Source organism: Leptospira kmetyi serovar Malaysia str. Bejo-Iso9 (assembly GCF_000243735.2).
Classification (GTDB): domain Bacteria; phylum Spirochaetota; class Leptospiria; order Leptospirales; family Leptospiraceae; genus Leptospira; species Leptospira kmetyi.
In genome coordinates this window covers 1199292-1214713 of the sequence record NZ_AHMP02000003.1, presented here as the reverse complement: position 1 = coordinate 1214713, position 15422 = coordinate 1199292, and the positions used below count along the sequence as shown (strand labels likewise).

Here is a 15422-nt window from a genome sequence, read left to right as displayed (position 1 = left end):
ATGGTTCAGAATTTTATGGTCAACCCATCCAACGCCAGATTGAACTTGCGGGAAGGATACAACCCGATTCCGTCCGTTTACGACGAACTCTACGACGGAGACGGTAACCTCAGACCCAAATACGAATTCTTAATCAATTCCCTCGAATCGTTAAGCGAAGAGGAATTAAACCGAAGAAAAAGGGATTCACTCCGTATCCTTCAGGAAAACGGCGTGACATACAACGTGTACGAGGAGCCGGGCGCTGTGGAAAGGCTCTGGTCCTTGGATCTTTTTCCCGTTTTGATGGAAAGCAAAGAATGGGAAGAAGTGGAACGCGGTCTCATTCAAAGAGCGGAACTTCTCGACGCGCTTTTTAAGGACGTCTACGGTCCGAGAAAACTTCTGTATGATAAAAAAATTCCTCCCGAAATTCTTTTCAGTTCTCCCGATTTTTTAAGACAGTGCAACGGCTTCGGTCATTCGACGACCAACGAACTTTGTTTTATGGCTTCCGATCTTGCGAGACAAGAGAACGGAAGTTTTGTGGTGATCGGAGATCGAATTCAAGCTCCGAGCGGTTCGGGTTATTCACTGGAGAATCGAATCGTTCTTTCTAGAATTTTTCCTTCCATCTACCGCGATTCTCAAGTGCATCGTGTCGCTTTGTATTTTCGTTCTTTGCGAAAGGCGCTTCAGTCTCAATCCAAGATTCAGGATCGGGAACCGGTCATCGTTCTTTTAACTCCGGGCGCGGGAAACGAAACCTACTTCGAACACGCCTATCTCGCGGGTTATCTCGGTTTTACTCTGGCCCAAGCCGAAGACTTAACGGTCAGAAATAATTTCGTATTCATAAAAACCGTGGAAGGTCTTCAACAAGTCGACGTGATCTTTCGAAGGGTCGTGGATTCTTATATGGATCCTCTCGAACTCAAAGGGGATTCTCTTTTGGGCGTGCCGGGAATTTTGAACGTGATTCGGGAAGGAAACGTACGCGTAGCCAATCCGATCGGTTCGGGTTTTCTGGAGAATCGCGCGATTCATCCCTTTCTTTCCTCACTTTGCAGATATTATCTTTCCGAAGATCTGATTTTACCTAACGTAAGAACTCTTTGGATGGGAAATCCGGAATCCATGAAAGAAGTTTTTGACCGGCCCGAACGTTTCGTTTTTAAAAGAGCGGTTCGCGATCCGTTGGAGCCGGGAGTTTTTCTTTCTTCTTTACCGAAGAACGAAATCGAAGAAATCCGCAAAAAGACGATTCTTCATCCCGAAAAATACGTGGCCCAGGAAATCGTAAGCGGTTCCACTTGTCCCGTACTTTCGGGCGATCGTCTGATTCAAGGTCGTTCCGTGTTTCGCGCGTTTACTACGCTTTCCGAAAACGGTTATATGACGATGCCCGGAGGTTTGGTTCGTGTAACGGAGAACGTGGAAGATCTGATCGTAACCAATCAAACCGGTGCGATCTCGAAAGATCTTTGGGTTCTTGCTTCCGAAGAGAAAAAGGATCTCACACTTCTTCCGGGTAAAACGGAAAGAATGCAGATCAAACGTTCGGGCGCAAGTATTCCGAGCCGGGTCGCGGACAATATGTTTTGGATGGGACGTTATGCGGAACGCTCCGAGAACCAAGCGAGATTGTTACGCGAAGTGATCTTAAAAATGATTCACATGGAAGAATCGTACGAAAAGGAACAGGTCCAACTTCTTCTTCAAACCGTGACTCATGTTACCGCGACGTATCCCGGATTTTTACAACTCAATCTGGACGATCCTTTGCGCGGTGCCAAGGAAAGAATGGTTGCTCAGGTTTTTTCTCCGGACGTAGCCGGAAGCATTCAGTCGGATTTGAATTCTTTCGTTCGATCTTCGAAATCGGTTCGGGATCGATTGTCGGAGGATATGAGATACATTCTTTCCGTGATCGAAACCGAAAACACGGATAAACTTCAGTCATACGATGAAATATTAGAATATTTGATTTTACTCATAACCAGACTCGCTTCTCTTTCCGGTCTCGGAATCGAAAGTATGTCACGGGAAACCGGCTGGTATTTTATGAATATGGGTAAAAGAATCGAAAGGGCTTCTTATACGATCCGTCTCGTGACTTCGGTTCTCAATCTTTCCACGCTTTACAACAAGAGTATGTTCGAAGCCTTGTTGAACATCAACGATATCAAGATCACTTATAGAAGAAGATACAGATATAGAGTCGAAGCCGAGTCCGTTTTGGATATTCTTTTGTTCGACGAGTCCAACCCCAGATCTTTGGCGTATCAGCTTCGTAAACTGGGAGAATACGTTTCCTATCTTCCTCATTCCGAAAAGGAAGAGGCGACCGCCGAGGAAAGAATCGTCTCCGAAGTCAGAAACCGTTTTATCCAAGAGGACGCAAAACGACTTTTCGAATACGTCAATCCTTCCTTGAGCATCGTCCGTTGGCTGAACGACATCAATTATCAGATCGCCGCCTTGTCGGAGTCGATCGGCTCTCGTTATTTCCGTTACGTCGAGGAACAGATTCAACTCGGAGATTACAATGGCTGAATATACGGTGAAACACGTTACGCGATACAGCTATCAGGAAGAGGTCTCACACTGTCATAACCTGGCTCACATGTGTCCCGTGACGAATCGTCATCAGGATTGCAACGATCTTAAACTGCACGTTTTACCCGGTCCCTCCGTTTCCAGTTATCGAAAGGATTACTTCGGCAACCTGGTTTATTCTTTTTCGGTGGAGGATTCACATAAGTCCTTGGAAATCGTTTCGGAAAGTAAGGTGACGACTCATCCCGTGGATTACGGAGATTTGAGTCATTCTCCCAAGGTCTCCGAAATTCCGATTCTATTAAAATCTTCCCATTCCAAAGAGGATTTGGAAGCCTTGGAATACGTCGCCGATTCCGCTTTTGTAAGTAAGAATTCTCTCTTTGCCGACTTCGCATTGGAAATGTTGGACGCCGAGAAGCCGCTTCTCCAAGCCGTCTCCGATTATACTTTAAAGTTTTTTAATACGTTTGAATTCAAATCCGGCGCGACTACGATTCATACTCCGCCCGCGCAGGTTTTAAAAAATAGGAAGGGAGTTTGTCAGGACTTCACTCATCTTTCGATCGCCGCCTTGAGAAGTTTGGGAATTCCCTGCAGATACGTTTCCGGTTATATCGAAACCTTTCCGCCTCCGGGTCAAAAAAAGCTGCAAGGTTCGGACGCGTCCCACGCATGGTTTTCGGTTTATTCTCCCGGAATCGGTTGGGTGGATTACGATCCCACAAACGGTAAAATGTTAAGCGAAGAATATATTTTCACTTCCGTGGGTCGAGACTTTGCGGACGTATCTCCGCTCAAAGGAATTCTGTTCGGAGGCGGTAAACACAAACTCAAGGTGGAAGTGGACGTGATTCGGGAATACAACGGATCGAGATACGATCTATGAAAAGGAAATAATCAAAATGAATCTACGGGTAGTTTTATTAATTCTAATATTCGGTTTTTATTGTACTTCGCCCGGCAAAAATCAAAGCCAGAACCAAGGTCAGACGGCCGATCCGGAAGACAACGCGAGAAGGATCGTTCAATCCGTTTTAGCCGAAGAGGATCCGCCGATTCGCAACGTTCGTTTTAACCCGAAAGTTATGGAGAATATAAACGACGTTCTTTTGATGAAGGTTCCCGCTTCCTTTCGTAAGAACGTGACCACGCACGTAAAGGATAAATATACGATCTACAGTTATGACGGTCATTGCGGCGGTCAGGATCCTTGTTTGTCCATGTTGCTTATGGTTATGTTGATTCCGGAAAAACTCCATTCCTATGAAAAGTTGGTAAAGGATTCTTATTCGAACGATTTCGGCCAAGGACAACCGAAAGTTATGGAAGGTTGGATGGAGTTGGATCTAAGCGGCGCGTCCAAGAAGGTCATTCTATACGGACCCGGAAGATTTATCGGGACCTCGATCGTGGGAATTTATTACAGCCCGAAACATAAGATGACCGTTCAGGTGAAATCCATCATCAGTTATGTGGAACCGTTCTCGGACGACGATTGGAGAAGGATTTTAACGCACAACCTTATGTTTTTTTCGACCATTACCTTATTGTAAGATTCGAGTCGAGTGAACGTTTGGTTAGCTCGACGTTGTAAAGTGCGATTTTGTTTAAAACGGGATGGTCTTTTTTGAGAGAAAACTGTCGGTTTTTTTGCGGATGCGGCCTGTGGAGCGGAATCAATCGAGTTATTAAAATAGAATATTCTAAAATTCTAAACTAATTTTCGGAAGCGAACGTAAAAAGGATCGTAACCCATCGCTTTCCAAAAAGAAACCGCGTTTTCGTTTTCCGCGATCGCTCTGAGTTCCACACTTTGGAAATCCTGATCTTTGGCCCAAGCCTCGCAGGCGAGAACGAGAGGTTTCATATATCCCGCTTTTTGTTTTCCGCGTTTGGTGACGGCGAGATCGATAAAAAGGGTTTTTTGTTCTTCCAGATAGGGTTTGTCTTCCGTTCTGGCGATCAGGACCGATACGAGTTCTTCGCCTAAAAAACCGCCGAGCAAAAGAACCTTTCTGGTCCCTCTCAGTTTCAGATAAACGTCCATCATCTTGGTTCCGGCCCGCGGACGAATCTTAAAAACTCCGTCCAACTTGAGAGAATTTACCAAACGAAAGAATTGATTGATGAGTTCGATCGCGGCTTCTCTGTGTTCGGGAAGAAGGTTGGCGATTTGAAATGAACCGGTATTGGTTTTGGATTTCGGCATAATACGGGAGCGATCAGTTTCGTTTTGGGTTTTGAATTTGTAGATGGATTTTGTAAAAATCTACGAAGTTCGTATATTTGCATCCAAAAATTTTTATTGCCGGCTTTGTTTGCGTTTTGGAAACCGCGGCCGACGATCGCAACCTCCGCAGCGTCGCGAAATCGCGCACATTGGTGAATACAGATTTTGTAAAGATTTTGATAAGAACTCGGTTTGCTCCCGAATTGGATCTTCCGGTTCGATGATACAGAATCTGAAACTGAGAAATCGATCCATAGAAAAAATGACCGCGATTTTTAAGAATGAAAGAACAACTCCGTAAAATCGCGGCCACCGGAAATCGATTAGAGATAGTTGATCTTGATCTCGATCGTTTTACCGTTCGCGGTAAATTTAAACTTAGCGTCGTCGTATTTCGGCGGTCCCATGAAACCTTTGACGTTGTTCGAAACTCCGACTCCTTCCTTGGGCATTCCTACCAAATTCGTATCGAGCTCGTTATTCGCATTTTCGTCATGAGCGGCAGCGACTGCGTATTCTCCGGGCGGAAGTGAAAATACGACGACGGCCGTTCCGTCTTCGATTTTGACCCGAGCGCTTCGCAAAGCTTTGGCCGGTTTTTTAGGAAATCCCTCGCTACGATCGTAGGCGCTGATCAAAACTTGACCTTGAGCGTTGCGAAGCCCCGTGACTTTTACGGTGAGTTGTGCGGATGCGATCGCGTATTCTCCGGTCGGAGTTTGCGCGAAAACCGGGAGCGATACGCCGTTAAAGGCGAAGAGTATATATAATAAAAATAGAATATTCAAAAAATTTTGTGCGTAGTTTCGTTTTGAATCTTCGATTTTAAATCCCTTGGCCGAAAGTGATTGGTCCGTTTTGTACAATATCATATTGATTTTTATCTTCCTTGCTTGTTTAGAAGGGATTTCTCAAGAGTCGATTTGTTTTGTTTGAATCTTGTTCGATAGGTTCTTTTCTGTTTTTTGCGAGTCAATTCGTTTTCGCAGCACAATCAAGGACGATGATTTTTGGAAGTGTTAGGAAGTTCGGCAGTTAATTGTTTTGATATAAAACTATAAGGAATCAAATTTCCAGAATCGATCGAACTTTTTTTGAGTTTTACAGAAGGTTGTAAAAAAGAAATCAATCTTTAGCAAGAAACGCACAAAGGATTGCTAATATAGCCGTGATCGGCGTAAAAATGATTCTTTCTAAGTCGTTTTGTGAAACGATATTTCCGATCGTGTTGATTGAAAACAGGACGGCCATGATCCATAAAATCACGGAGATCGCTTTTTGAGGGAGAATCGGCTTTGTGTTCCCCGTTTTTATCAATGCGATCCAGATAAAAAAAGAATTCAAAACGATCGATACAAACTCGAATCTATACATCTCTTCCTGATTTGTCAGACGTCCGCCCCAAACGATCGAGTAGGGAACGATTCCGCTCAAAACAAAAAGATGGAAGATGGTGATGGCGACAAAGATGAGAATGAAGAAATATCCGGCCGTCTTTTTTACATTTTGATTGTTCGGTTTCATGGTTGATCCATTGATTCTCTTTTGATGCAAAGAGGATTTTATTTTGCAATTGGAATCGGAGGTTCTTTCGTATTTTTGAATGTCCGATTAAATTTCTTTCGATTCTCGGGTCAAATTCTCCCTTGCGCCGGTTTCAAAACGTTCAAAAAAGAATCTTGTTTTGTAAATTCTTTCCAGATTCAAAAAGTAGTTCAGAACTTTTTTCCGGCCTTGGGAATATTCCTCGTTCGAATAAATCGAATATTCAATTCTTATGTTTTTCGAATATTCCGAATAAACGTTCCAGTTTTGTCCTAAGATCGACAAGTCGGCGTCCGTAAATAAGTTCGTATCGTTATCCTCGCTCTGGGAGTGTCCTTTGGTCGCGAGAATCTGCGATTTGCAGGATGCGATTCGTTTTTCCGGAAATCCGATTTCGCGCAACCTTTTTTCGGCGAGGTTCGCGCTCTGTTCTTCGTTGTCGTTTTGCGTTACGTCGTAAACGACGTCGTGGTAATACATGGTAAACAGAATACAATCCCAATCGGTCGCAGAATTTTTTATTTCCAGAAGTAGGGAATGCAAGGTTTCAAGATGCGAAAGATTGTGATAGTGGCGATGCGGTTCGCCGTAGCGGGTTGTAATTTCTTTCCAAAGAGATTCGATCAAATCTGTGTCGGAAGAATAACGGGAGGCAGTTTCGACGAATGTTTGTTTGAGGGTCATTTGTGGGAACTCCTGCAGCCTTATCGTAAAACTTGCGGCCCCCACCCAGACTCGGGAGGTGGAGGAGGGCGCCGTGGGAACGATTGCGAAATTTTCCTTTAGCAGAAAATTCAACTTTTGTAAACTAAAAAGTCCACCTAAGACTTCGTCGTACCTACGACAACGGACCCGCGCGCAGACGCGCGGATTCTTCTTTATCTCTTACAGCCTTTCGAACAACCAAGTCCTGAGTTGTTTTACGGGAATTCTTTCCTGATTCATGCTGTCTCTTTCCCGAACGGTAACCGTATCGTCCTTTAGAGTATCATAATCTACTGTTATACAAAACGGAGTTCCGATTTCGTCCTGTCTCCGATAACGTTTTCCGATCGCGCCGCTGTCGTCGTATTCTATGTTTCCGAGTTTGGCGAGATCCGCGAAAATTTCTCTCGACTTTTCGGGCATTCCGTCCTTTTTCATCAAAGGAAAAACGGCTGCCTTAACGGGAGCGATCTTAGGAGAAAAACGAAGAACGGTTCTTATTTCGCCGTCGGGAAGTTTTTCCTCTTCGTATGCGTCGGTGACAACGGCGAGAAACAGACGATTGACGCCTAACGCGGGTTCGACGACAAACGGAACGAATTTTTTATTCTGCACCTGATCCTGATACTTCAAATCCTCGCCGGAAAATTTCTGGTGCTGATTCAAATCGTAATCGGTTCTCGAAGCGATGCCCCATAATTCTCCCCAACCGAAGTTGTATTTGAATTCTATGTCCGAGGTTCCTTCGCTGTAAAAAGACAATTCTTCCTTTTCGTGTTCTCTGACTCTTAGGTTGTCCTTTTTGATTCCCACCTGTTCGGTGAGCCATTTCATACAATAATCGACCCAATGAGTGAACCATTCTTTTTGGGTTCCGGGTTCGCAGAAGAATTCCATTTCCATCTGTTCGAATTCTCGCGTGCGGAAAACGAACTGGCGCGCCATGATTTCGTTGCGGAAAGATTTTCCGATCTGAGCGATTCCGAAAGGAATCTTTCTTCTCGTTGTGGAAACTACGTTTTTAAAATTTAGAAAAATTCCCTGAGCGGTTTCGGGTCTGAGATAAATATCCAGAGCGTCTTCCGCGCTCGCTCCGTGCGAGGTTTTAAACATAAGATTGAAGTCTCGGGCCTCGGTGAACGTTCCTCGTTGACCGCAGTTCGGGCAGGCGAAGTTGCTTTCCTTGATGACCTGGTTCATCTTTTCGATAGTTAAACCGGTGGCGAAACCCTCTCCCTTTTGATCCTCGAGGAACTTGTCCGCGCGGATTCGGGTCTTACAGTTTTTGCAATCGATCAAAGGATCGGTGAAGTTGGAAACGTGACCGGACGCTTCCCAGACTTTCGGATTGAGGAGAATGGAGGAATCCAAACCCACAACGTCTTCCCGAAGATGGACGAAAAATTTCCACCAAAGTTGTTTTAGATTTTGGAGAAGTTCGACCCCGTAAGGACCGTAGTCGAAGGTATTGGAGAGCCCTCCGTAAATTTCAGAACCGGGATAGACAAACCCTCTGCGTTTACAGACGGATACAATTTCCTTCAGAGAGGAATCGAGACTTTCTTTCTTTTCCATGAGTCCAGAATTCTGTCCCGGATTCCGGAATAAAGTATTTTAATTCTTCGCATCGAAGGATTTCTTGTTTGCCTAAGCCCCTTGTTCGGGTCAAATGGTTGATTGAAATCCGTTTTGCAACGTCCAAGGAGACCTTGCCTGAAAAAGAAACTAGTCATCTTCGGCGTCAATTTCTTGTCCTGGAGTTCTCCCTTTCTGGGGCTGGGAATATTTTTTCCTCTCGGCGTACTCTTTGCGTTTCCGAAAGACAAGGAAATCCGTACCGCCGCTTTCGGTTCGCTTTTGTTTCAGATTTTCTGCTGGAGCATTCTTTATCCTCTCGAAGTATCCGCGATTCTTTTCCCGATCGTAGAAGCCTTTGTCCGCGCCCTCGTTATGGACTTGGGAGAATGGTTGATCGGCTTCTATGTGCTGATCGGTCTTCTGATTCTCGTGGGGCATTCCTTCTCGTTAAGAAAGGAACGGGAACGTCTTCTAAAAAAGAGATCCGGATCCGCCGAGGCCTTGCCCGAGGAAAAGATAGAAAGAATTCATTACAAAATTCTCGTCTTGCTCGTGGCGGGTTATCTGACTTCGAGACTCGTCTTTCAGGATCCGTATCGATTGGAATACGGACAGCTCGGAATTTTAGAGGACAGTTTTTTATATTTCTTCTCCGTTCTGATCGCGGGCGATACGCTCTTAAGCGGAGGCAAACAATTCTTCCTTTTCAGAAGACCTTGGAAACTTTTCGAAAAACAAGCCCGGGTCGCGCGTTATGCGGGATTTCAGGGAGAATGGGGAAAACGAAAACAAAAGTATTCCAAGGTTCGCGACTGGCTTTTTCCGGGATGGGGGCATATCTATCTCGGAAATCTTTGGAAGGGATTTTCGATTTTATTTTTATATCTTCTTCTTTTGCTTTTTTTAGCGACCTCGTTTTTCTCCTGGCTCGAACCCGCGGACGGAATCCGCTTTTTGATGTCGATGGGATTGAAACCCGGAATCGCGGATAAAAAATTCTTTGCGATCACTTCGAGCGTCGTTCCGATTTTGGTTTTCCTTTCGGGAATCGCGGGCATTCATCTCGTCTCCAAGTTTCTTTTAAACAGAACCTTCCGGGCCGAACCCGAGGATTCCACGCCGAGAAGCACATTTATTAGTAATTTATCATATAGTATTCTGCTTCATTTTATTCTTCTTTCTTTGATTCTCATCATTCCGGTGACGCTTCAGAGAAAAAAGGAACAGAAGGAAAAGGAAAGACAACGCACCCACTTTACTCCCGAGAATTTGGAATTCTATTTTATAGATCCCAATCTTCCGAACGAAGTCGAAGGTTTGAACGGAGGAGTGGTTTCGGGAACGGAAACTCCGACTCAAAAAGAAGGCGATAAAATTCCGGACGACAAACCCGCGGAAGAAGGCCGCGTCAAAGGGGAAGTCAAACAGGTTCGAGGAAAAAAATTACCTTCGACCTATTCGAATTATATCTCCGCAAAGATGCGAGGTCCGGAATCCTTTATGGAATATTGGAGAAGGGCTCCGCGTAATTATTCTTCCGTGGTCGCTTATACGGTTACACCCGACGGAGAAGTGGTGGACGTGGATCTTGTAGAGGCTTCGGGTTATCCCGATCAGGATCAGATGACCTTGGAACTCATAGAAAGTCTTTCTCCTTTGATGCCTCCGCCCGGAACGAAAGGTTACGTGAGAGTGACCGAACTCTTTTGGAATGGAAGCATCGATCCGGAAGCGATGCCGACTCCGCTTCAGAAAGAACTCGTTACGATGTATGACGGCCGTTATATGGAGGAGTTATGAGTTTCGACGTCGCGCTCCTCGGCTTTTTATCCATTCTTCCTTGGGGATTTTTTTTGATTCTTCTTTTTCCGGGAAAGAATACGCAACAAAGAATCTTCCTGATTTTACTCGCGCTTTTCTTGGGTTATCTTTCTACCGAGATCGTTTTAAAACTACATCCGATCTTTTGGCCGGACGTAAAACTCGCGGCGCCCAAACGAAGCGGACATATTCTCACGCAGACCGCGCATATCGCGTTCATTCAAGCGGGAATGATGGAGGAATTCTGCAAAGGAATTCTGATTCTTTCCGCGGGACTTTTGTTCGCGTTCGATTGGAAGACATACAAGTTTAAAAAGGAAATGGTTTTGATCGGCGGATTTGTCGCGCTCGGTTTTGCCGGAATCGAAAACGCGAATTATATTTTTTCCGCAAAGGAAGAAGATCGAATCGCGATGTTCGTGGGAAGGACGATCCGATCTTCAAACGCGCACTTTCTCATCAATCTCTGTTTCGCGTTGGCCTTCGTAAAATCCAATCACAAGGATACAAGGGACAAACCGGTTTATTTGTTTCTCGCTTTTTTACTCGCGGTTTCTCAACACGGGTTGTTCAATTTTTTCGTATTGCCTCAATCCAGATTCGGCGGTTGGCTTTCAACGGCTCTCTTCGTGGGAATCTGGGTTTGGATCGTAAAGGACTTCCGGACTTTCATTCAGGAGAATGAAATCGTAAGTGACACTGCGATCGACGCGGAAATCTTGGATGAGACCCGAGAAACGACTTGAGATACAGAGAAATCATTCTAAACTTACCCAAAGAAATCGCGGAAGACTTCACTTCGTTTTTGGACGAAGCGGGAGTCGCGGGATATTACGAAATTCTGTTTGACCGCGAAGTTCCTCGCGCGCCTCACGAAGAGATCATCTCTGACGATACGAAGTTCCGCGTTTATCTCGCGGAAGACGATTTAGAAAACGAAACCAAAATTCATATCTTTTTGAAAGTGCGCGCGGGCGAGGCTTTCTTTCTCGAATCGAGATGGATCGAAACGAAGGAATACGAAGAGGCTTATAAAGAATTTTATAAACCGTTTATAGTCGGTTCGTATCGAGTGATTCCCACTTGGGAAAAAGATACGGCGATCAGCACGACTCCGGAAGGAATTCTTCCCTTGCTCATCAATCCCGGACTTGCGTTCGGAACGGGACATCACGAAACCACTCGTCTCGTTTTGGGAAGAATGGGAAGCCTCGGTCTCGCCGGTAAAAAAATCGCCGACGTGGGAACCGGTTCCGGAATTTTGAGCGTGGCGGCAGCGAAGTCGAACGCGGCTTTGATTCTCGCCGTGGACGTGGACCCGAACAGCGTGCGATCCGCGACGTTCAACCGGGACGACAACGAGATTTCTTCGGACGTTTTGATCGTGGACGAAGGCGGCTTCGATCACGCGGACGTTCAAGGGAAAGAATGGGATCTTTTGATCGCCAACATAACATTCGCAGTATTAAAAGCGAATATTCAAAAAATTGCATCCGTTAAAACCGATCATTTTTTATTCAGCGGGGTCATCACCGAAAGAAAGGAAGAATTTTTGGAACTTCTTAAGGCCGAGGTCGGCGGAGAAGGGGTTTTCTTCCAAGAGGATACCGGCTGGGAATTGATCGAATGGAAAAGAAAAGGATAATTCAATGAAACACTACGACGTATTCGGAGTCGGCAACGCACTCGTGGATATTTTGGTCCCGACGGAAGACGTATTCATCAAACGTCTCGGGTTCGATAAGGGAATCATGACCTTGGTCGATTCCGAAAAACAAGCGGGAGTTTTGGTCGCACTCGAAGGAAGCAAAAAAGAACTACGCTCCGGCGGAAGCGCGGCCAATACGATGATCGCTCTCGCCAACTCCGGCGGAACGGGAACGTATACCGGAAAAGTTTCCATGGACACTTATGGAGAATTTTACAAACAGGATATGGAGAACGCGGGAATTCTTTTCGAAGTCGCGCCCGAGGACCAAGGCCATACCGGAACCTGCGTCGTATTGACGACACCCGACGCGGAAAGAACGATGCTCACCCACTTGGGAATTTCCATCACATTACAAAAATCGGATATAGATATTTCTAAACTCAAGGCTTCGAGCATTTCCTACATCGAAGGTTATCTCTGGGACGGGCAGGGAACCAAAGAAGCTTCTCTTTTGACCATGGAGGAATCCAAAAAGAACGGAGTCAAAGTCGCTTACACATACAGCGATCCTTTTTGCGTAAACCGTTCCCGGGAAGACTTTGTTCGCTTAACAAAAGACTACTTCGATATCGTTTTCTGCAACGCGGAAGAAGCCAAGGCTCTTTCTCAAAAAGAGGATAAACTCGAAGCGTTGAAGTTCATCGCGGGTCTTTCTCCTCTCGTGTTTATGACCGATTCCGCAAACGGAGCTTACTTTGCGGAGAATGGAACGATTTCGCACGTGGACGGATTTCCCGTAAAACCGATCGATACGACGGGCGCAGGAGATTGTTTTGCGGCGGGCGTTCTTTACGGTCTTACGCACGGTTTCAGTTTGGAAAAATCGACTCGTTGGGGAAACTACGTCGCGTCTAGAATCGTTCAAGAAATCGGTCCGAGACTCGGTATCAAACTGATGGGACGTCAAGACGAAATTTTAAAGTAAGATTTTGTCGGAGTTCCGACAAAGCTCGAGCGTGGAAATTCTACTTTACAATCGTTGAATTTTTTGTTAAAGGAAAATTTCCGGATTCTTCCCACCACCTCACCCCACCTCCCAAAAACAGGGTGGGGCGCATTTTTTACAGAAGGATTGTAGGAGTTCCTACAAGACCAGTGCTCTATTTTCCAACTTCGTCGGAAGTAGAATTACGACGCTCCGCAGTAATTCTACTAGCTCGCTTTCTATGGGGCGCTCGTTAAGGACAGCTCAGGCTGACTTGAACCTCGGAACGAGGTGCGTTATCCGGAACCGTAAACGTCGTTTCTCTAACGACAGTTTCCGGATAACCGTCCACTCTCGCCAAATCGCCCAAACAACGAAGTCTGTATTCACCGGGATGAATGTATTTCAATTTTGTAGCGGCGCCTTGCACGGGAGAAGCCATCAAAGGAAGTTTATTATCCATATCGAGTTCGACGGAACGATACACTCCGTAGTAGTGAGTGGTAGAAGCGGTTCCGCCTAACACGGTCAAGCTGGACGCGATTTCGGGACGGATGATTCTCGAGCGGAGCAAAAGACCTCCACCCATATCCGATTCTCCGTTGTGATTGCTGTCCGCTTTCCAGTCGCTCACGCCGACTAACGTTCTTACTCCGCCCAAACTCGAAACGTAAGAATGAACCATTAGATTTTCCTTAAGGTTGATTCTTACTTCCAAAATATAAGGATCGAATCCGGGATGAATGATCATGTCCTCGTCTCCGTTGTCCGCCGTATAAAGAGCGGGAAACACAAGAGGAGGGAAGATCGTTTTCGTAGTCGCGTCGGCTCCGGGTTTGTAGCTCAAACGGGGAACGATGTTGATTCCGGGAACACGATAGTTGTCGAACAAGGTAAGATTGGAAAACGTAAGACCCGGTTCCGTCGCCCAAGCGGTCACTAGGTTTCTAAGATACAAACCGGTATAATAGAATTGAACGGGACCGTTTCCGAAAGCTCCCAAGTCCGTTGCCGAAGTCGGATCGTTCGAAGGATACACGACTCCTTCTCCGTTGAAGAATTGAATCGCCTTCAATTCTCCGTCGTTCAAACGACAGGAGTTGGAGTTCGTAGTATAAGGAATCGTACAAAACACCTGACGGTTCGGAGCGATATCGTCCCAGAATTTTTTCGTATCCTTTACGTTTTTGATCAAACTGAGATTGTAAAGACCCTGTTCGTATTTCGTGGAAATACGGATTTCTCCGATGTCGATAAAGATCGGAAGATTCTGCGCGAGCGGCATTCCGGTCAAATCGGGAATCGGATCCAAACCTGTGCCCGCGTTATCCTGATAAATTTGTCCCGTCCCTCCGGAATACGCTTCGAAACCGATCGGATTATCCGTGGCGTATGTTCCTTTTACGAGAAGAAGCATTCTTTGGTTGAAGAGCGTGCTGATCACGGGATCGCTGGAACCTTTTCCGTGCCAGTCTCCGACCCTGCAGAAGAACATTAGAAAACTGGAAAGTAGAATTACGAATGGAAAATAGGATCGTTTCATAAAAACACGCTCACCATCAGACCGAATTGAAAGAATTCCGTATCGACGACCCGATAGTAGTTCGGGTTGTTCAAACGAGAATCGCTGTAAGGACTCGCATAATAGTATTTCGATTCTTCGGGAGCGTCCAACTGCGACTCGTAAATCTTATTGTAATCGATTCTGATCCCGATTCTGATTTTTTTTCCGGCGACAAAACTCGTTTCCAAACCGATGAGCATCATCGGATCCCAACGGGAAGTGTTGGAAGGTCTGGCTACTACGAAGGCTTCTCCTCCGCCGGCACGAACGATAAACGAAATCGGAAGATCGATCGGAATCTTATAACCGAGCGCGAGATAGACCGGAATCGTAGTCAATCCCCGTTCCGTCGCGGAAAGATAGTTTGCGTAATACGCTCCCATCTCGAGATAAAAAATCCAAGGCCAGGGAATTCTAAAAAAGAATCCGCCGCCCAAGGTGGTGTCCAAATATTTCTGAGTTTCGGTTCCGGGCCAGGGATTGGAAGCTCCGAGCCAAACTCCGATCTCCGACTTTCGATTGTCGTGAAAGCTTTCGGACTTTTCGTCTTCTTCTTCGGCCGCGGCTTCCGCTTCCTCCTCTTCTTTAGAAACGACTCCGCTCGAAGGCAAACTTCCGGATTGTGCCAAAGGTCTGGGGATAAAATCGGTAAAGAATTTATTTTTGCCGAGGTTCGGTTGATAGCCGCCTAAAAGTTCGAACACTCCCGGTTTTGAGGGAGAAGCGGATAAAATTCCCGGAACCATCGTAAGCAATACGAGGATCGAAGGTTTTGCGGAAATGCGGAAACGGGAGAACATGA

Annotated in this window: 14 protein-coding genes; 7 read left to right on the top strand and 7 right to left on the bottom strand. The window is 45.8% G+C overall.

The window, feature by feature from the left end:
- The 3 genes from LEP1GSC052_RS08045 to LEP1GSC052_RS08035 are packed head-to-tail and all read left to right on the top strand — an operon-like array spanning position 1 to position 4094.
- Positions 1–2535, top strand: coding sequence for a circularly permuted type 2 ATP-grasp protein (locus tag LEP1GSC052_RS08045; protein WP_010575288.1), 2535 nt, complete (start codon positions 1–3; stop codon positions 2533–2535).
- Positions 2528–3427, top strand: coding sequence for a transglutaminase family protein (locus LEP1GSC052_RS08040; RefSeq protein WP_020986805.1), 900 nt, complete (start codon positions 2528–2530; stop codon positions 3425–3427). Before LEP1GSC052_RS08045 ends, LEP1GSC052_RS08040 begins: the two co-directional genes overlap by 8 nt.
- A gap of 16 nt (positions 3428–3443) precedes the next feature.
- The gene (locus LEP1GSC052_RS08035) at positions 3444–4094 is read left to right on the top strand and encodes a hypothetical protein (RefSeq protein WP_010575286.1); all 651 of its coding nucleotides are present in this window, start codon (positions 3444–3446) and stop codon (positions 4092–4094) included.
- A gap of 158 nt (positions 4095–4252) precedes the next feature.
- Here LEP1GSC052_RS08035 and LEP1GSC052_RS08030 read toward each other — a convergent pair whose 3' ends face one another.
- The 5 genes from LEP1GSC052_RS08030 to LEP1GSC052_RS08005 all read right to left on the bottom strand — a co-directional run bounded on the left by LEP1GSC052_RS08030 (position 4253) and on the right by LEP1GSC052_RS08005 (position 8596).
- A complete protein-coding gene (locus LEP1GSC052_RS08030) occupies positions 4253–4750 on the bottom strand; it encodes a GNAT family N-acetyltransferase (RefSeq protein WP_010575285.1) in 498 nt (165 codons plus the stop codon).
- 344 nt (positions 4751–5094) lie between these two features.
- A complete protein-coding gene (locus LEP1GSC052_RS08020; protein WP_010575284.1) occupies positions 5095–5643 on the bottom strand; it encodes a DUF2141 domain-containing protein in 549 nt (182 codons plus the stop codon).
- A 253-nt stretch (positions 5644–5896) separates the two neighbouring features.
- A complete protein-coding gene (locus LEP1GSC052_RS08015; protein WP_010575283.1) occupies positions 5897–6295 on the bottom strand; it encodes a hypothetical protein in 399 nt (132 codons plus the stop codon).
- Positions 6296–6382: 87 nt separating this feature from the next.
- A complete protein-coding gene (locus tag LEP1GSC052_RS08010; protein WP_010575282.1) occupies positions 6383–7000 on the bottom strand; it encodes an HD domain-containing protein in 618 nt (205 codons plus the stop codon).
- Positions 7001–7201: 201 nt separating this feature from the next.
- Positions 7202–8596 (bottom strand): glycine--tRNA ligase, encoded by a 1395-nt coding sequence (locus tag LEP1GSC052_RS08005; protein ID WP_010575281.1) that lies wholly within the window; start codon positions 8594–8596, stop codon positions 7202–7204.
- Between the two features lie 174 nt (positions 8597–8770).
- Here LEP1GSC052_RS08005 and LEP1GSC052_RS08000 point away from each other — a divergent pair, with 174 nt between their 5' ends.
- The 4 genes from LEP1GSC052_RS08000 to LEP1GSC052_RS07985 are packed head-to-tail and all read left to right on the top strand — an operon-like array spanning position 8771 to position 13056.
- Positions 8771–10399 (top strand): energy transducer TonB, encoded by a 1629-nt coding sequence (locus LEP1GSC052_RS08000; RefSeq protein ID WP_010575280.1) that lies wholly within the window; start codon positions 8771–8773, stop codon positions 10397–10399.
- Positions 10396–11166 carry a PrsW family glutamic-type intramembrane protease gene (locus LEP1GSC052_RS07995; RefSeq protein ID WP_010575279.1) on the top strand — a complete coding sequence of 257 codons (771 nt, stop codon included), beginning with the start codon at positions 10396–10398 and terminating at the stop codon, positions 11164–11166. Before LEP1GSC052_RS08000 ends, LEP1GSC052_RS07995 begins: the two co-directional genes overlap by 4 nt.
- Complete coding sequence (locus tag LEP1GSC052_RS07990; protein WP_010575278.1) at positions 11163–12065, top strand: 50S ribosomal protein L11 methyltransferase; 903 nt, start codon at positions 11163–11165, stop codon at positions 12063–12065. Before LEP1GSC052_RS07995 ends, LEP1GSC052_RS07990 begins: the two co-directional genes overlap by 4 nt.
- A gap of 4 nt (positions 12066–12069) precedes the next feature.
- Positions 12070–13056 (top strand): adenosine kinase, encoded by a 987-nt coding sequence (locus LEP1GSC052_RS07985; protein ID WP_010575277.1) that lies wholly within the window; start codon positions 12070–12072, stop codon positions 13054–13056.
- Between the two features lie 253 nt (positions 13057–13309).
- Here the strand turns inward: LEP1GSC052_RS07985 and LEP1GSC052_RS07980 are convergent, their stop codons facing one another.
- Together LEP1GSC052_RS07980 and LEP1GSC052_RS07975 are read right to left on the bottom strand one after the other, a co-directional pair.
- A complete protein-coding gene (locus LEP1GSC052_RS07980) occupies positions 13310–14599 on the bottom strand; it encodes an LIC11270 family surface protein (protein WP_010575276.1) in 1290 nt (429 codons plus the stop codon).
- Positions 14596–15420 carry a hypothetical protein gene (locus LEP1GSC052_RS07975; RefSeq protein WP_010575275.1) on the bottom strand — a complete coding sequence of 275 codons (825 nt, stop codon included), beginning with the start codon at positions 15418–15420 and terminating at the stop codon, positions 14596–14598. Before LEP1GSC052_RS07975 ends, LEP1GSC052_RS07980 begins: the two co-directional genes overlap by 4 nt.
- Positions 15421–15422: the final 2 nt, after the last annotated feature.

Bases quoted from the DNA above. Each gene is read 5' to 3' on its own strand.
- LEP1GSC052_RS08045 (WP_010575288.1), top strand. From the start codon at position 1: ATGGTTCAGAATTTTATGGTCAACCCATCCAACGCCAGATTGAACTTG.
- LEP1GSC052_RS08040 (WP_020986805.1), top strand. From the start codon at position 2,528: ATGGCTGAATATACGGTGAAACACGTTACGCGATACAGCTATCAGGAA.
- LEP1GSC052_RS08035 (WP_010575286.1), top strand. From the start codon at position 3,444: ATGAATCTACGGGTAGTTTTATTAATTCTAATATTCGGTTTTTATTGT.
- LEP1GSC052_RS08030 (WP_010575285.1), bottom strand. From the start codon at position 4,750: ATGCCGAAATCCAAAACCAATACCGGTTCATTTCAAATCGCCAACCTT.
- LEP1GSC052_RS08020 (WP_010575284.1), bottom strand. From the start codon at position 5,643: ATGATATTGTACAAAACGGACCAATCACTTTCGGCCAAGGGATTTAAA.
- LEP1GSC052_RS08015 (WP_010575283.1), bottom strand. From the start codon at position 6,295: ATGAAACCGAACAATCAAAATGTAAAAAAGACGGCCGGATATTTCTTC.
- LEP1GSC052_RS08010 (WP_010575282.1), bottom strand. From the start codon at position 7,000: ATGACCCTCAAACAAACATTCGTCGAAACTGCCTCCCGTTATTCTTCC.
- LEP1GSC052_RS08005 (WP_010575281.1), bottom strand. From the start codon at position 8,596: ATGGAAAAGAAAGAAAGTCTCGATTCCTCTCTGAAGGAAATTGTATCC.
- LEP1GSC052_RS07995 (WP_010575279.1), top strand. From the start codon at position 10,396: ATGAGTTTCGACGTCGCGCTCCTCGGCTTTTTATCCATTCTTCCTTGG.
- LEP1GSC052_RS07985 (WP_010575277.1), top strand. From the start codon at position 12,070: ATGAAACACTACGACGTATTCGGAGTCGGCAACGCACTCGTGGATATT.
- LEP1GSC052_RS07980 (WP_010575276.1), bottom strand. From the start codon at position 14,599: ATGAAACGATCCTATTTTCCATTCGTAATTCTACTTTCCAGTTTTCTA.
- LEP1GSC052_RS07975 (WP_010575275.1), bottom strand. From the start codon at position 15,420: ATGTTCTCCCGTTTCCGCATTTCCGCAAAACCTTCGATCCTCGTATTG.